The sequence below is a fragment of the Pseudomonas carassii genome (assembly GCF_036324045.1).
Taxonomy (GTDB): Bacteria; Pseudomonadota; Gammaproteobacteria; order Pseudomonadales; family Pseudomonadaceae; genus Aquipseudomonas; species Aquipseudomonas peradeniyensis.
This window is the reverse complement of sequence record NZ_JAZDCT010000036.1, coordinates 1-16,244: the sequence shown is the minus strand read 5'-3', so window position 1 is coordinate 16,244 and position 16,244 is coordinate 1. Positions and strand designations below refer to the sequence as shown.

Genomic DNA, 16,244 nt, shown 5'->3' with positions numbered 1-16,244 from the left:
ACTCAGAGGCTGTGGCTCAGGGACTCGGTGGCGTGGCGGCTGCTGGCCGGTTGCAACTGCTCCTGCTCGCTGTGGCGCACCGGGCGATCAAACCCCTGCTCCGCCAGCTGGTGCCAGCGTTCGAGCATGTACAGGGTCCACAACGCATAGGTGTGGTCGGGCTGGAAGGCAGCGACCATGGCCTGCAGGCGGTCTGCATCGAAGTAACCGCGCGACAGGGCCCGCTCACTGGTCAAGGTCGCCTGGATATCTTCACGCAGGTGAGTAGCCAGCCAATGTTCCAGGGGCACGGCCAGTTCCTGCTTGCGCCGATGAATGATGTCGTCGGGCAGGTAGCCTCGCGCCGCAACTTTCTTGAGCACGGCCTTCTCGTTGCCGTCCTGCAGCTTCAGGCCCGGGGCCAGGCGGGTCACGTAGTCCACCACGCGCTGGTCGAGCATCGGACTACGCGGCTCGACCGAATGGGCCATGGCCATACGGTCGATCTTGACCAACTGGGCATCAGGCAACCAGAAGCCATAGTCCATCTGCATCAGTCGATTGAGCAGGTGTGGCTGCCCCTGGCTGGCGGCCAGGCGTTCACTCAGGTAGTTGAAGGGCGCGGGCTCGGGCAAGCGCTGGGCGAAGGCCTGGCTATACAGCGAATGCTTGAGGCCTTGTCGCACGCCATCGATCAACACTGCCTGGTACTGCTCGGCCAGGCTTCCGTTGGCTTGGGCCAGACCTTGCAGGTCGACCTTCTTCTGGTCGGACAATTTCAGGGCTGGCAGCTGGGTAGTGATTTTGTAGCGGTTGTAGCCGGCGAAAATTTCATCGGATCCGTCTCCGGTCAGGACCACTGTGACTTCGCGCCGGGCCAGGCGATACATGTAGTAGCTGGCGATCGCCGAGGGGAATGCAAACGGTTCGCCCATGTGGGTCAGGATTGCATCGACCGCCACGCGCACGTCATCCGCGCTGATCTGGTATTCGTGATGCTCGGTACCGCAAAAACGCGAGACCCGCCGAGCGAATGGCGATTCGTCGAAGGCGTCCTGCTGGAAGCCGACCGAGAACGTGTGCAGGGGCTGGGGGCGCAGACGCTTGGCCATGGCCACCACCAAGCTGGAATCCAGTCCGCCACTGAGCATCGCGCCGAGCGGTACCTCGGCCTCCAGCCGATCCTCGACCGCCGCCAGCAGCCGTTGTTCGACACCGTCGACTGCCTCCTGCATGCCGATGCTGTCGTCGGTACGCGAGAAGTCCGCACGCCAGTAACGCTCGACCTGCGGTGCCTCGCCTGGAGTGAAACTCAGCCGCGAGCCGGGCTCCAGTTTACGGGCCTGGGCATAGATGGTGTGAGGGGCCGGCACCACGCGATAGCTCAGATACTGGTCGATGGCCAACGGGTCGATGGCGCGATCAATGTCCGGATGCGCCATCAGCGCTGGCAACTCCGAGGCGAAGGCCAGGCCGCTGCCGACCTGGCTGTAGAATATCGGTTTCTTTCCGGCGCGATCAGTAAACAGATGCAGGCGTTTGTTGACGGTGTCGTACAGGGCGATGGCGAACATGCCCTCCAGCTGATGGACAAAGTCCAAGCCGAACTCCTGATACAACGCCGGGATGACATGGGCATCGCTGCTGCCCTCGACTACGCGACCACGCTCAGCCAGCACCTGGCGCAAGCGCTTGTGGTTGTAGATCTCGCCGTTGAACACGCAGACCACGTCACCATCCAGGCTACGACTGGGTTGTGAACCGCCGTTCAGGCCGATGACCTTGAGACGCCGCATGCCCAGACTGGCCTGTGGGCTGTTGAAAAAGCCCGCCTCATCCGGCCCGCGATGGAGCATCCGGGCGCAGGCCGCACGCACGAAGTGCGCGGACAGGGCCGTCGGTGCAAGGGTTATTTCTCCTGCGATTGCGCACATGCTCAGACCCCTTTCAGGTTGAAGCGCCGCTTGGCGTTGGTGGACTTCAAGTCAGTCAGTCCGATGGCGGTGACAGTGATCGGCTGGACCAGCCCGGAAGCAAGCATCTGGGCGACGTCCGGCGCCGCCTCGGCCAAAAGCGCGCGCACCTGCTCCTGCTGACTCGCCGTGACCTGCGGCACTACTACCCGGATATCCAGCTGGCCATCGTTGCGCACCTCGAACGGAGCCCCCGGGAATACCTGGGCAACAGCCTCGCAAAGGTCATGACTGCTGATCCGCTCACCATGCTTGATCTCGCCACCATGGCGACCTTCGATGCGATCGAAAGCGTAGGTGCGTCGTCCTTGCCACTCGATGACCCGCAATCCACTGATGACATCGTTGGTGACGAAACGCAGGGCAGGGAAATAGCGGCGCGTCAACGAAGTCAGCAACAGAATGCCGCTACCGGCCGGACTGGGTTGTGCATGGCTATAGGGGAACAACACATCCAGGCTCAGCACTTCGGGCAGAATGTGGTCGTGGAAGTGGTACAGGCCAGTTTCGGCGCAGTAATGGGCAATGGCGCCGATCTCGATCGAGCCGAGGATGTCGAGTACGTCGTCGGTGTCGATGCCGAAGCGCCCTGCCACCTCGCGACGCCAGGCAATGGGCGCGACATCGCCCACCACGATGATCTTCCTGGGCCGGATGTCGAGGGGCTGTTCGGCCTGGGTCAGGCGATCGAGGATCATCGGCATGGTGAACAACACATCTGGTTGCCAGCGATTGAGCGCCTCGATGTGCTCCTCGATCGGTCGCGAGAAATCGATGTCGTGGGCCTGGTACTGCAGGTCCTGGAAGATCCGCCGGGCAGAGGCTGCGGCATGCCCGGTGCCCAGGTCGGCCACGGCCACCGAGCCAGGCGGAAGATCACGCAGGAAGCCAGCGAACAGGGTACGGCGCTGCTCCAGATAGGCCTCGTCGTCGTCAACCGCGTAGAGAATCTTCTTGCGTGCCCCAGTGGCGGTGCCGGAGGTGAGGTAGGCCGAGCTGTCCGGCAACTGGTCATGGCTGGCGGTGTAGTAATGGTCGATCAGCGTCGCCTCATCGATCAGCGGTAACTGATCGAGGCTGTGAATCTGGCCGGCCAGGCCGACCAGGCGCTGTTTGTACCAGGGGAACAATTCGGCGTATTGGCTGGCCAGGCGGGCGACCGCCAGTTTTTCGGTGTCGGTGAGCGCAATGTCGGTGGTCATGTTCGATCCTTCGAATGTCACAGGCAAAGTCGTTTACCAGCGCTGGGCGCCAGCGAAGAAGTTGTCGATGGCAAGGCCTCGGTTCAAGGCCAGGGCCTGCTCGTGCACGTGCAACCCCACCGCCAGGTCGAGGATGCCCAGGCCGAACGGTGAGAAGATCTTCGGTCGGCTATCGTCCAGAACAACCTTGCCCTCGATGAGCTGGGCCAAGGTGCCGTTGATGAAGCGACGGTGCCCGAGCTTCTGCTCGGCCAGGTGCGGCGAGGTGTTGGATTTCAGGCAATGCTCCACGTCATCGACGATGTTGTGCGAAGCCTCGATGATGTCGGCCGACAGATCCCGTAGCGAAATGTTCAGCACCACCTGGCCTGGGTGCAACGCACTCACTTCGTGCACATGAGGGGTGCCCGCAGTAGTGGCGAACACCAGTAGCGGCGCAGCCAGCGCCTCATCCTGGTTAGTGACGCTACGTGCGCGCTGGTCCTTGCCGTGCAAATGGTCGACCAGGGCTTGCGCGTAGGTGGGTGAATGGTCATGGATGATGAACTCACCCACCTGCCACTGCTGGGAGACAAAGAAATCGGCGATGGTCCGGGCGATTACTCCTGCGCCGACGATGGCGATACTCGCAACCTTGCGCGAACCGTTCAGGTGTTCGGCACCAAGCACAGCCGAAGCCGCAGTGCGCGCAGCGCTGATCGTCGATGCCTCCAGACAGGAAAACGGGTAACCGGTCTCGTAGTCGTTGAGCAGCAGCACTGCCGAGGCACGCGGCAGGTTGTGGGCAATGTTGCCGGGAAAGCTGGCGATCCACTTGATGCCGGCGATCCCGCTCTCACCGCCCAGGTAGGCCGGTAGAGCGATGATGCGAGCCTCGGGTTTGTCCGGAAAACGCAGGAAATAGCTGTCCGGGTTGAGGGTGTCACCACGCTCGTGGAGCAGATAGGTCTGCTTCACGCGCTCGACGACCTGGGCATGGGAGGCCTCGATGACGTCGCGAGCGACCTGGCCATCAATGATGTAGAACGAAGGCATCAGCACTTTCCTCGATTGCAGGTGTTTGAACGGCAGGGCGGGGTTGGGCCTCGATACGACCCAGATCGAAATGCTGGGCGACCCATTCGTCGCGGAAGATGGTCTGGATGTAGCGTTCACCGATATCTGGCGACAGCGCGGCGATACGCGAGCCGGAGTCGAGCTCCGGAGCCAGTTGCTGCACGGCAGCAATGACCGAGCCGGTAGAGCCACCGGCCAGCAGACCATGGTCGCGGGCCAGCCAGCGGCAGCAACGGATGGCGTCTTCTTCGGCGATCAGCACCTCCTTCCACACCGAACCGGGTTGGAATATTTCCGGGCGACGGCTGGTGCCGACGCCCGGAATGAAGCGTGGGCCTGGTGGCGCGCCAAAGGTCACAGAGCCGAGGGCATCGACTGCGATGATGCGGGTCTGCGGCGAGTACTGCTCGAAGTAGGCGACACACCCCATCAACGTGCCGGTGGTGCCTGCAGGGACGAAGAGATAGTCCAGAGGCCCCAGGGCTCGATGCAGCGAACGGGCGGTATGGTTGGTATGGGCCTCAGGGTTGGCCGGATTGGCGTACTGATTGAGCCATAGCAGCCCCGGCTCACGCTCGACCCGTTGGCGGATGTAGTCGATGCGACTGGCCAGGAAACCACCGTTGGCGTCGCGCCAGTCCACCATCACCAGTTCAGCCCCCAAGGCACGAATGATATCGGTGCTGTGCCGCAAGGCGTTGGGGTCGGTGACGCAGGTGAAGTGGTAACCACGACTGGCCGCCACCACGGCCAGAGCGATACCCAGGTTACCGGAAGATGACTCAATGAAATGTCCACCTGGCTCAAGCACGCCACGCCGCTCGGCATCATTGATCAGGTTGACCGCTGTCTTGAGTTTCAGCGACCCCGCAGGGTTGAGTCCCTCAATCTTGAGGAAGAACGAACTGCCAGGCGTGAGTTCGTCAAGTTCAAGAAATACTTCATCCAGCACAATGTCATAGGCATGTTGGTAAATCATTGGATCTCTCCAGGAAAGATGGACCTGTACTTCACAAGACACTTTCTTGCCGTGCACAAAGGCGCGGATCGGTCGCAGGTCGTCCGAACATCACACGTTGTTTTCGGGGAGTGCTAACCACACAACCAAGTGTCACCCGGGGCAATCATCAGCCCCAGACGACGAACACGGCATTGGAGATCAAAACGATGGGCAGAACCTGGCAAAGAGGCGATAAAATACCGCCAGACCGCGCACGAGGCATGGGTAATCATTTTCTCTAACTCCCTTTATCGCCCTGAACTTTCTGATTCATCGCCATTACCCACCAGCAGGCGCTGGAGGATTAAGAATGAACTGTTTCAGTGACGTGAATCCGGTGTGACCGGCCAGACAACCCGTCTGTTTTTTCAAACTAGTGAAGTGAGAATCCCGCTGTCAACAAACTTTTTCTTCTAACCCTAGCGCCAAACTATTCATCCCGACTTAGTTGAGTCACGCCTCGAGATCACGAACTAAAACGTCAAATGAATTTGCCGAAAACCGCTCTATCACAGCCATTACGCTCGAAAAAAGCTACCCAATCAGACACAAGGGAACCTCGCCTAGTGTTCGGACGGCCAATGTCTATTTTCGATGAACAAATTTCATAGCTACTATCCACGCATATGGATATTCATAAGCGAATAGTCTTCGCACTCCCCCGTCGTTTACTCATTTTCATGACGCTCACGACCATCCGAGCGGATCCACGCACTTGAAGACCCGACACACTCGACCGTATTGAAACTTCAATGGCAACATTAGAAATCGACACGTTGCTCAAGCCCTGAACGTTCAGCGGCAACTTAATCGAGCCCACCCGCAAACGCGTGCTGTACGTTCTGGTCCATGACCCAGATGAAGACTTGCAACCCTTTATTTGCCACGTAAAAAAAACATATTTTCACATCGGCCTTGTCATCATCACGGCAAGCCCTACCGCTTTTCATCCTTGTCTAAGTGACACATGCGGGCTCAAGCGGTCGGAAACTCACGAACCGTTCAGTTAACACACTGCAAGTCGGAGTGGGCAAAGCAACTTTAGTTGATTGCCGATTTGGTATGGCTCGGTGTGCCAGTGAATGGCGTAATGAGCAGGTTTCAGCCACCACTCGCGAAGCAAATGGGGAGAGAAGAGGCAGGAGATTTTCATACCCCTGAAATGGAGGCGGCCCCACCAGCCACACCCCGGCACTCGATGTTCCCGCTATGGCTGCTCCCTTCCGGGCCTGACCAGGTTAACGGGTAATCAATGCGGGGGGACCGATGGGGCCACCACGACGGCTCGTCAGCTGACGAGCCGCGCCATTGTACAGCGCCGGAGCGAAGTTACAACCTTTGATCGTGAAAAAACCATCATTTCTCAAGGACTTGTGGCAAATCTATCGCGGGGCGGGGCCCCCCCCCCCCCCCCCCCCCCCCGGGGGGTGGGAGCGGGCTTGCCCCGCGATGCATTTGTGCAGCCAGCACCAAAACCTTATACAATGTGCGCCTTTACCCGCCTGTACTTGAAAGGAAACGCCGTGAGCACTCTGCCACCCTGCCCCAAATGCAACTCCGAATACACCTATGAGGATGGCACCCAACTGATCTGCCCCGAATGCGCCCACGAGTGGTCGGCCAGCGGCGAAGCCGATGCCGCCAGCGACGACGTGGTGAAGAAGGACTCGGTCGGCAACGTCCTGCAGGACGGCGACACCGTCACCGTGATCAAGGACCTCAAGGTCAAGGGTTCGTCCCTGGTGGTCAAGGTCGGTACCAAGGTCAAGAACATCCGTCTGTGCGATGGCGACCACGACATCGACTGCAAGATCGACGGCATCGGCGCGATGAAGCTCAAGTCCGAGTTCGTGCGCAAGGTCTGATCTCCTGCCCCTCGGGGCTGCCCTGCGGGCGGCCCTGACAGATCCTGCAACAGGATCGTCTGCACCATTCGGAAGAATTCTTCCAATAGTCCCTTGCTATTTTGATAATAAGAATTATTCTCATTGGAAACGCTATCCAAGGAGAGTAGCCATGACCTATCTGATCGACGCCTGGCTCGACCGCCCCCACCCCTACCTGCGCATCCTGCATCGCGAGACCGGCGAAGTGTGCGCCGTGCTCGAGGAAGACGCGCTCGACGAACTGCGTGACCAGGGTGACCTGGACCTCACGGGGCTGAATTCGAGTGAACCCGGGGTGCTCAAGGAGCTGGTGAGGAATCTGTTTCTGTTCTGCTATGCGCGGGCGTTGCGCCCAGGGGGAACGGATTGGAACTGAACAGCTTCGCCGGCAAGCCGGCTCCTACAGGAGGCATTCACTATCTGTAAGAGCCGGCTTGCCGGCGAACGGGCATTACAGAACGTCGAGCAGCTCGACGTCGAACACCAGGGTGCTGTGCGGCGGGATGCTGCCGACACCCTGGGCGCCGTAGGCCAGCTCGCTCGGCACGTACAGACGCCATTTGCTGCCGGCGTTCATCAGTTGCAGGGCCTCGGTCCAGCCGGCGATCACGCCACCGACCGGGAATTCGGCCGGCTGGCCGCGATCGTAGGAGCTGTCGAACACAGTGCCGTCGATCAGGGTGCCGTGGTAGTGGGTACGCACGTTGTCTTCGCGGGACGGCTTGGCGCCCTCGCCTGCGGTCAGCACTTCGTACTGCAGGCCCGAGGCCAGGGTCACGATGCCTTCACGCTTGGCGTTGTCAGCCAGGAATTCCTTGCCGGCGGCAGCGGCGGCTTCGGCCTTGGCAGCGGCTTCGGCCTGCATCACTTCGCGGATGACCTTGAAGGCGGCCGACAGGTCTTCTTCGCTGACGCGGCTGTCAGCGCCGTTGAAGGCGTCGGTCAGGCCGGCAACGATGGCGTTCAGGTTGACGCCTGGTGGCGGGTTGTCACGCAGCTGGCCGCCCAGCTGGCGGCCGATGCCGTAGCTGACGCGGGATTCGTCGGTGGACAGGTTGAGTTCGGACATTGGCTTGCTCCACTTAAGGGCGCACTGCATCCGCGCCCTAATGAAAAGGGCGAGCAGCCTAGCACACTGGCGCCGCGCGAAGCAGCTACCAGGCCGAACGCTGGGAAATCGGGACCTTGAGGTCTTCTTCCGGGTGCAGACCCAGGCCACACATCTCATCCTGCACGGACCAATGCACCAGGTTCATCGACAGCAGGGGAATCGATTGCAGGAGCAGGCGGGCGTCCTCGACCGAGTGCACACGCAGACGCTTGCCACGCGCATCGTCCAATGGGTGGGCACGGCCCTTGACCCGGGCCTCGAGCAGGTAGTCACCGCCTTCGATGGCGATCAGGTTGAGTTCGTCGACATGGCCAGCCCTGGCCTCGGTATTGAGCTGATGCAGGTTCATGGGCGCACCTCGCTGCGGGAACCACGCATGAGTGATCATTTTTTGTACGACAACGGCGAAAGCACAAGCTGCCGTCGGTCAGAAAGATCGCGGGGCAAGTCGCATCGGCGCACCGCCGCTCCCACGCAACCCTCAAGGTATGCGTGGGAGCGGGCTTGCCCCGCGATGGCGCCCAAACGAATCAGTGCTTGGTAATACGATCCAGGTAACCCATGACGAACGCCGAGATGACGAAGGTCATGTGGATGATCACGTACCACATCAGGTAGTCGGTGGAGATGTTCTGCGCATCCATGAACACCCGCAACAAGTGGATCGAGGAGATGGCAACGATGGAGGCGGCGACTTTCATCTTCAGCGAAGAGGAGTCCATCTTGCCCAGCCAGTTGAGCTTTTCCTTGCTCTCGTCGATGTCCAGCTGCGAGACGAAGTTCTCGTAGCCGGAGATCATCACCATCACCAGCAGGCCGCCGACCAGCGACATGTCGATCAGCGACAGGATCACCAGGATCAGGTCGGCTTCGGCGAGGGTGAAGACGTTGGGCAGGACATGGATGATTTCCTGGAAGAACTTCAGGGCCAATGCCAGCAGGCCCAGCGAGAGGCCGAAATAGATCGGGGCGAGCAGCCAGCGCGAGGCATACATCGCGTTTTCGAGGATACGTTCCATGGACAGTAGGGGGACTCGTGAAGTGACTGGAAAAGCGAGCGCGAGTATAGCCAGCCACCTGTGACAGCAAAAGCCTGCGGCTGGTTCTGTGCGCGAACCACGGCCTTACTGTAGGAGCGGCCTTGCCGAGGCGTCGGACCGGCCGGAAAGGGCCGCAACGCGGCCCCAGGGTCTCAGCATGAAAGCAGAAATCGTCGGGGCTGCTGCGCAGCCCTTTCGCGGCACGAGGCCGCTCCTACAGGGACTGCGTTCAGGTTTCCGGATGGAACTGATAGTCCCCAAGATTGCGGCAACGCTCACCGTTGATCCGGCGCAACTGCGCCTGCAGGTGCAGGCACCAGATCTGCGGGTCCTCCGCGACCTGATAACCATGAAGGGTGAGGCTGTCGACGATGGCGTTCATCACCGACTCGGCCACCATCGGCCCATGGAACGGGCCCTGGGCCTTGATCGCCGAGGGTTGTTCGCCGGCCATGCCGGCGGCGAACAGCAAGGTCCACATGCCGTTGTCCCCAGCCAGCGGACGGATGCTGCATTCGATGCGGGTCACCAGGCCCAGGCACTGGCGGGTGAGGCTGAGGTTGCGCATGGCGGCGTCCCCTCTGTAAAGCCCTGTTCAGCCTGAAACCCTCAGGCTGTTTCCATCCTGAACCCTGACAACGTCCTTAAGTTCCACTTTAGCCGAGCTGAGGAAAAAGTTGGAAAACCGGCGCTGAACGGTAGCACATGGCCGCCAACGCCGGTTTATTGACTCAGGCAGGCTTGGCCTGGGCGATGACCTCCTCCATGCGCTCCTTCTCGGCCTCCTTGATCTCTTCCTCGCTGATCATCTCGGCGATCACCCGCAGGCGCTCGACCACCCGGGCGTTGACGCTGCCCTCGGCGAATTCGCCCTTGTCGTCGACCGCGCCGGCTTCCTCGCCGACCAGCAGGCTCAGCGCCTCGTCGGCCTGGCTGACGGCGTAGACATGGAAGCGCCCGGCCTCGACCGCCTGCACCACCCGCTCGTCGAGCATCAGCGTGGCGACGTTGGCCCGCGGGATGATCACGCCCTGTTCGCCGGTCAGGCCACGGGCCTCGCAGAGGCGGAAGAAGCCTTCGATTTTCTCGTTGACTCCGCCGACCGCCTGCACCTCGCCGAACTGGTTGATCGAGCCGGTGATGGCGAAGCACTGCTTGAGCGGGGTGCGCGACAGCGCCGAGATCAGCGTGCAGGCCTCGCCCAGCGAGGCGCTGTCGCCATCGACGTAGCCGTAGGACTGCTCCAGGGCGATGCTCGCCGAGATCGCCAGGGGGAATTCCTGGGCATAGCGGCTGCCCAGGTAGCCGGTGAGGATCATCACCCCCTTGGAATGGATCGGCTGCCCGAGGTTGACTTCGCGCTCGATGTCGACGATGCCGCTGCCGCCCGGATAGACCGTGGCGGAAATCCGCGCCGGCATGCCGAACGCCGAGTCTCCGACCTCGAGCACGGTCAGGCCGTTGCACTTGCCGATTGCCGCGCCTTCGGTGTCGATCAGGATGATCCCGGCGAGCATGTCGTCGAGCACCCGCTGCGAGACCCGACCGGTGCGCTGGGCCTTGGCCTTGAGCGCGCGCTCGATGTGGCCGGCGTCGGTCATGGCCTCGTTGGCCAGCTGGCGGATGAAATCCGCCTCGCTGACCAGCTGGAACAAATCGCCGATCCGCGCCGACAGCCGCGACTGGTTCTCAGCCAGGCGCGCGCTGTAGGTGGCCAGGCGCGCCACCGCGTCGCTGGTCAGCGGCGCCATGCCTTCTTCGTTGGTACGGGTACGCAACAACTGGGCGAACTGCTCCAGGTTCTCGTCGACCATGGGCATGTCTTCGTCGAAATCCACCAGCACCCGGAACATCTCCTGGAAGTCCGAGTCGTGGTCCTGCAACGCGTAGTACAGCTGGCGCGAGCCGATGATTACCAGCTTGACGCTGAGCGGGATCATCTGCGGCGTCAGGCTGACGGTGGCGACGCGGCCCAGTTCGCCCAGCGGCGACTCCATCTTCAGCTTGCGCGATTGCAGGGCGCGTTTGAGCGCGTCCCAGACGAACGGCTCGCCGAGCATCTTCTCCGCTTCCAGGATCAGGAAGCCGCCGTTGGCGCGGTGCAATGCCCCCGCGCGCAGCTGGCGGTAGGAGGTGTACAGCGCGCCCTGGTCGGTGCTGTATTCGATGCGGCCAAACAGGTTGTCGTAGGTCGGGTGCGGCTCGAACACCACCGGCGCACCACCCTTGCCAGGGTGGCCGACCACCAGGTTGGGCGCGTACTGCTCCTCGAGCATCTTGCGCGCCACGGCGTCGGTCTTGCTGTCGTCGACCAGCTGTTCGACCACGGTGCGCAGCAGGTTCAACTGCATCGATTGCAGGTAGGCGCACACCGCGGCGTTTTCCGCGTATTTCTCCGACAGCGGCGCCAACAGCGGCTGCAGGGCAAGGGTGATGGTCTCTTCGTTGAGCTGGCGCAACTGGTTGCTCGACTCACGCTTCCACTGCGGCAGGCTGGACAGCTCCTCGTTCAGGCGATCCTCGAGCGCGGCGATGTCTTCATGGAAGCGCTCGCGCACCTCCTCCGGCAACTGGGCGAATTCGGCCTCGTCCAGCGCCTTGCCATCGGCCATGGGGGTGAAGGCGACATTGCTGCTGTCGCGGTACAGCGCCACGTCCTTTTCCAGCGAGGCCCGCTCGATCACGTCCAGCGCCCGGTCGTAGCGCTGGTTGAAGGCACGGTCGATGGCGCTCTTCTTCTGCTGGTACGACGGGTGCTCGAACACCGCCGGGAAGGTGGCCAGCAGGTTGTCGATCAGCCCGTTCATGTCGTTGATGAACTCATGGGCGCTGCCGGACGGCAACTCGAGGGCGCGAGGCTCGCGGGAGTCCTCGAAGTTGTTGACGTACAGCCAGTCGGCCGGGGTGTGCTGGCGCTTGCCTTCGGCCTTGAGGTAACGCTTGACGAACGAGAAGCGGCCCGTGCCGGGCTCGCCCATCACATACACGTTGTAACCGGGGCGCGGCATGGCCACGCCGAACTGCAGGGCCTCGACGGCACGTTCCTGGCCCAGGACGCCACGAAACGGCTCCAGGTCGTCGGTGTTGGAGAAAGCGAACTGTTCAGCGGAGAAACGCCGGGTCAGGGCTTCGGGCGCGAGACGCAGGCGCGAGGCGACAGGATCGGGCATTGGGTTTCCTTACTTCGGCGGGGCGGATGAAAGGCATTCTGGCGCTGCCGGCGCGCAGCGGCAAGGCTCCTTGGGACTTTATGTCACAGCCCAACATGGCCGATCGCGCAAGCAATTTTTCGCAATAAACAACGCAACCTTTGGATCGTGCCTAAACTCCAAGCTGCGCAGGGGGATGGAAATCCTCCCGCCCTGGCAACCGCGTTGCCAGAACCCTGACCATTGGTACGTCACTTGAGAAAGAGAACAACGCTATGAAACGGATTCTTCTGGGTACTCTGTTCGCCGCTGTCTCGATCAACGCCATGGCCGAAGCGCCGGGCGGCCCGAACTGCGGCTGGGGCAACCTGCTGTTCGAGGGCCAGCGCGGCACACCGGCCCACTTCCTGGCTTCCACCACCAACGGCACCTCCGGCAACGCAACCTTCGGCATGACCTCGGGCACCAACGGCTGCTCGACCAAGGCCGCGCTCACCTATGGCGGCAAATCCTGGTTCGCCATGAATGGCATGATGAACGAGCTCTCCGAAGACATGGCCCAGGGCCAGGGCGAAGCCCTGACCACCTATGCCGTGGTCCTCGGTGTGGCACCTGAAGACCGCGCGCGCTTCGCCGCCGTCACCCACGAGCACTTCCAGCAGATCTTCAGCAGCGCCGACGTGACTGCCGAGACTGTCCACTCCAACACCCTGGCCGTGCTCAAGAGCGACCCGCAACTGGCCAAGTACGCCACCGAGGCTTGAGTTCCACGCCTCCCGCCCCGGTTGCGGGGCGGGCTTGGCGCTTCACCTTCCGGCATCATCAGGATGTAGTTGCCCGACATGCTCAAACGCCTCGCTTCCCTGGCGCTGATCGTCAGCGCACCGCTTCATGCCGCACCCCAGCTCGACCCGGCCCGCGTCCAGCAGTTGGCGGCCACGCCCTACTGGATCGCCCTCGGGCACTACGAGACTGCCAAGCTCGGCGGTTGGCGCAGCTATGTGGACGATCGACGCTTCTTCCTCGCCGAGGATGGCGCCCACCATCCAGACCAGGAGCTGCAGGCCACGGTCGCCGCCCTGTACGCCCCGGCCAGCCTGGGCGACAAGCATGCCCAGTGCGTGTTTCCCGCGCGTACCCGCTGGCTAAGCGAGCAGCTGGGCCTGACCGACCTGCCGAGCCCGGACTGCCAGGAGTTCAAGACCTGGTACACGTCCATCGACCCGCACAGCGCGACGCTGATCTTCCCGGCGGCCTACCTCAACAGCCCGTCGTCGATGTTCGGCCACACGCTGCTGCGCATCGACCAGTCCAGCAGCCGCCGCGACGACACCACGCTGCTGAGCTACGCGATCAACTTCGGCGCCTACATCGAAGGCAGCGACAACAGCATCCTCTATGCTTGGAAAGGCCTGATGGGCGGCTACCCCGGATTGTTCGCGATCATGCCCTACCAGGAGAAACTCTCCGAGTACCGCAGCCTGGAGAACCGCGACCTGTGGGAATACCAGCTGGACCTGACGCCGCAGGAAACCGGGCGCATGGTCGAGCACGTGTGGGAGCTCAGGCAGGTCAAGTTCGACTACTTCTTCTTCGACGAGAACTGCTCCTACCGCCTGCTGGAACTGCTGCAGGTGGCACGCCCGAGCCTGGACCTGACCTCGCAGTTCCCGCTGACCGCGATCCCCACCGACACGGTCAAGGCGGTCAAGCAGTCGGGGTTGGTCTCCGACGTACGCTACCGCCCCTCCCGCGAGCGCGAGCTGCTGGCCCGCGCCGAGCCGCTGGACCATGAGGAGAAACAGCAGGTATTGGCCATCAGCGCCGACACCGCCCAGCTGCAGAGCCCCGACTTCACCGCCCTGCCCCGCGAGCGCCAGGCGCTGGTGCAGGATGCCGCCTACCGCCTGGAGCGCTACAGGGCCAACGGCCAGGAACGCGACTCGGCCCAGGCCGCACGCAGTTTCGAGCTGCTCAGGGCGATCAACCGCAACCCGCCGCCAGCGCTGGCGATCGAGCGTCCGGGCCTGCCCGAGGACGGCCATCAGTCGCGCACCTGGCAACTGGGCGTCGGGACCCTCGAGGACCGCGCCTATGCCGAGTACGGCCTGCGCATGGCCTACCACGACCTCAACGACAACCTGTACGGCTTCCCGCTGGGCGCGCAGATCGAGATCCTCCAGCTCAAGCTGCGCCAGTACGAGGGCAACGACTGGCAGGTGCAGCGCCTGGACCTGGCCACCATCCGCTCGCTGACCCCGCGCAATGAGTTGCTCAAGCCCTGGTCGTGGCAGGTCGCCGGTGGCCTGGAGCGGGTGCCGGGCAAGCACGACGACAAGGTGCTGGTCAGCCATGTCAACGGTGGCGCCGGCGGTACCTGGCAGTTGAGCGACGACCTGCTGAGCTTCGCCCTGGGCACAGTGCGGGTGGAACACCACAACGACTTCGCCGAGTTCATCTCGCCGGCGGCCGGGTTCAATGGCGGGCTGCTATGGCGTAATGGGCTGGGCAACCTGACGCTGGAAGCCAAGGGCGACTACTTCACCAATGGCGAGGTAAGGCGTAGCGTCAGCCTGAACCAGCAGTGGGAGATCAGCCGGGACCTGGGGCTGAGGTTGAGCGCTTCGCGCCAGTTCAGTCACCTGGCCACGGCGCAGAACGAGGTGATGCTGGAGCTCAAGTGGTATCAGTATTGAAACCGTGGGGCCGCTGCGCAGCCCTTTCGCGGCACGAGGCCGCTCCTACAGGGGAGTGCATTCTTCTGTAGGAGCGGCCTTGCGCCGCGAAAGGACCGCAAAGCGGTCCAGGTGCAATCCTTCGACAGTGTTTTGACATCGCGCCGACAATTCCCCTCCTAGACTTTGCGCTATCACTCCGAGGGTCTGGTGGCCATGTTGCGGTACGGGTTGGGATTGTGCGTCGTGTTACTGCTGGCGGGATGCGAGACCACCCATGAACAGATGGTCAACCAGGGCTATCCCCCCGCTTACGCCGACGGCTTCCAGGATGGCTGCAGCAGCGGTCGCCAGGCCGCCGGGCTGATGGCTGGCGACTTTCGCAAGGATGTGCCGCGCTACCTGCACAATCGCCAGTACGAAAGCGGCTGGGACGACGGCTTCCGCCAGTGCCAGGCGATGCAGTCCAACGAAGACCTGCGCGAGTACCGCGAACGCTACTGGGACGAGCGCGACCGCGACTGGCAACAGGAAAAGGACCAGGACGCCGCCCGCGCCTATCGCCGCAAGTGACGTCGCAAACGGACAACTGTTGCAACCCGCAACCTGCCACCATGGTCTCCAACACAAGGAGGCCCCTGCATGAGCCGAGCATTCGTCAACGAGGACCAGGCCGCCGCCCAGGCCAGCCAGCCGGTGGAGCGACGGGTCAGCGACCAGCCCAACTATGTCACCGCCACCGGTCTTGCCCAGTTGCAGCAACGACTGGCCGCGCTGAATGCGCTGCGCGGCGAACTGCAGGCGCAGGGCGAGCGGGCCGACCAACAGCGATTGGCCGATACCGAGCGCGACCTGCGCTACTTCAACGCCCGCGTGCAGAGTGCACAGGTGGTGCCTGCGGCCACGTCCACGGAGAAGGTACAGATTGGCAGTCGGGTGCGTTTCGTCGATGAGGATGGCCGGGAGCATCAGGTGCAACTGGTGGGCGAAGACCAGGCAGATGCGCTGCACGGGCTGATCAACTGGGGCTCTCCGCTGGGGCGGGCGTTGCTGGGGGCGGGGCCTGGGGATGAGGTGTTGTGGCGAAGGCCGGTGGGGGATCAGATGATCGAGATTATTGAAATCGAGGTTGACGGTTGAGGGCCATGGGGCTGCTTTGCAGCCCTTTCGCGG

15 protein-coding genes and 1 other RNA gene are annotated in these 16,244 nt (G+C 62.4%); 6 read left to right on the top strand and 10 right to left on the bottom strand.

The window, feature by feature from the left end; genetic code table 11:
- Nucleotides 1–2 precede the first annotated feature (2 nt).
- From asnB to ffs, 5 genes are all read right to left on the bottom strand, one after another.
- Nucleotides 3–1,913, bottom strand: a complete 1,911-nt coding sequence (gene asnB / locus V0R62_RS22015; RefSeq protein ID WP_330105218.1) for an asparagine synthase (glutamine-hydrolyzing) — start codon at nt 1,911–1,913, stop codon at nt 3–5.
- A 2-nt stretch (nt 1,914–1,915) separates the two neighbouring features.
- Entirely contained in the window at nt 1,916–3,154 is a 1,239-nt protein-coding gene (locus V0R62_RS22010) for a phenylacetate--CoA ligase family protein (RefSeq protein WP_330105217.1), read from the bottom strand.
- A 33-nt stretch (nt 3,155–3,187) separates the two neighbouring features.
- On the bottom strand, nt 3,188–4,189 hold the full coding sequence (gene sbnB / locus V0R62_RS22005; RefSeq protein ID WP_330105216.1) for a 2,3-diaminopropionate biosynthesis protein SbnB: 1,002 nt from the start codon (nt 4,187–4,189) through the stop codon (nt 3,188–3,190).
- Nucleotides 4,167–5,189: a 2,3-diaminopropionate biosynthesis protein SbnA gene (gene sbnA / locus V0R62_RS22000; RefSeq protein WP_330105215.1), complete on the bottom strand. Its 1,023-nt coding sequence runs from the start codon at nt 5,187–5,189 to the stop codon at nt 4,167–4,169. The genes sbnB and sbnA overlap by 23 nt, the downstream gene beginning before the upstream one ends.
- A gap of 1,193 nt (nt 5,190–6,382) precedes the next feature.
- Nucleotides 6,383–6,479, bottom strand: an RNA gene (ffs, locus tag V0R62_RS21995) — signal recognition particle sRNA small type.
- A 254-nt stretch (nt 6,480–6,733) separates the two neighbouring features.
- Here ffs and V0R62_RS21990 point away from each other — a divergent pair.
- On the top strand, nt 6,734–7,075 hold the full coding sequence (locus V0R62_RS21990) for a zinc ribbon domain-containing protein YjdM (protein ID WP_330105214.1): 342 nt from the start codon (nt 6,734–6,736) through the stop codon (nt 7,073–7,075).
- 151 nt (nt 7,076–7,226) lie between these two features.
- Nucleotides 7,227–7,472 carry a PA4570 family protein gene (locus V0R62_RS21985; RefSeq protein WP_028691179.1) on the top strand — a complete coding sequence of 82 codons (246 nt, stop codon included), beginning with the start codon at nt 7,227–7,229 and terminating at the stop codon, nt 7,470–7,472.
- A 75-nt stretch (nt 7,473–7,547) separates the two neighbouring features.
- Here V0R62_RS21985 and V0R62_RS21980 read toward each other — a convergent pair whose 3' ends face one another.
- From V0R62_RS21980 to V0R62_RS21960, 5 genes are all read right to left on the bottom strand, one after another.
- On the bottom strand, nt 7,548–8,165 hold the full coding sequence (locus V0R62_RS21980; protein WP_046857187.1) for an FKBP-type peptidyl-prolyl cis-trans isomerase: 618 nt from the start codon (nt 8,163–8,165) through the stop codon (nt 7,548–7,550).
- Nucleotides 8,166–8,250: 85 nt separating this feature from the next.
- Complete coding sequence (locus V0R62_RS21975; RefSeq protein ID WP_330105213.1) at nt 8,251–8,556, bottom strand: DUF6482 family protein; 306 nt, start codon at nt 8,554–8,556, stop codon at nt 8,251–8,253.
- A gap of 181 nt (nt 8,557–8,737) precedes the next feature.
- On the bottom strand, nt 8,738–9,226 hold the full coding sequence (locus V0R62_RS21970; RefSeq protein ID WP_023631146.1) for a TIGR00645 family protein: 489 nt from the start codon (nt 9,224–9,226) through the stop codon (nt 8,738–8,740).
- 250 nt (nt 9,227–9,476) lie between these two features.
- On the bottom strand, nt 9,477–9,815 hold the full coding sequence (locus V0R62_RS21965; protein ID WP_023631147.1) for a PA4575 family protein: 339 nt from the start codon (nt 9,813–9,815) through the stop codon (nt 9,477–9,479).
- 163 nt (nt 9,816–9,978) lie between these two features.
- A complete protein-coding gene (locus tag V0R62_RS21960) occupies nt 9,979–12,417 on the bottom strand; it encodes a Lon protease family protein (RefSeq protein ID WP_330105212.1) in 2,439 nt (812 codons plus the stop codon).
- Between the two features lie 254 nt (nt 12,418–12,671).
- Here V0R62_RS21960 and V0R62_RS21955 point away from each other — a divergent pair, with 254 nt between their 5' ends.
- The 4 genes from V0R62_RS21955 (at nt 12,672) to V0R62_RS21940 (ending at nt 16,211) form a co-directional block, all read left to right on the top strand.
- The gene (locus V0R62_RS21955; RefSeq protein WP_028691183.1) at nt 12,672–13,160 is read left to right on the top strand and encodes a DUF3015 domain-containing protein; all 489 of its coding nucleotides are present in this window, start codon (nt 12,672–12,674) and stop codon (nt 13,158–13,160) included.
- A gap of 78 nt (nt 13,161–13,238) precedes the next feature.
- Complete coding sequence (locus V0R62_RS21950) at nt 13,239–15,092, top strand: Lnb N-terminal periplasmic domain-containing protein (protein ID WP_330105211.1); 1,854 nt, start codon at nt 13,239–13,241, stop codon at nt 15,090–15,092.
- A 195-nt stretch (nt 15,093–15,287) separates the two neighbouring features.
- A complete protein-coding gene (locus tag V0R62_RS21945) occupies nt 15,288–15,644 on the top strand; it encodes a hypothetical protein (protein ID WP_330105239.1) in 357 nt (118 codons plus the stop codon).
- A gap of 69 nt (nt 15,645–15,713) precedes the next feature.
- Nucleotides 15,714–16,211 (top strand): GreA/GreB family elongation factor, encoded by a 498-nt coding sequence (locus tag V0R62_RS21940; protein ID WP_330105210.1) that lies wholly within the window; start codon nt 15,714–15,716, stop codon nt 16,209–16,211.
- Nucleotides 16,212–16,244: the final 33 nt, after the last annotated feature.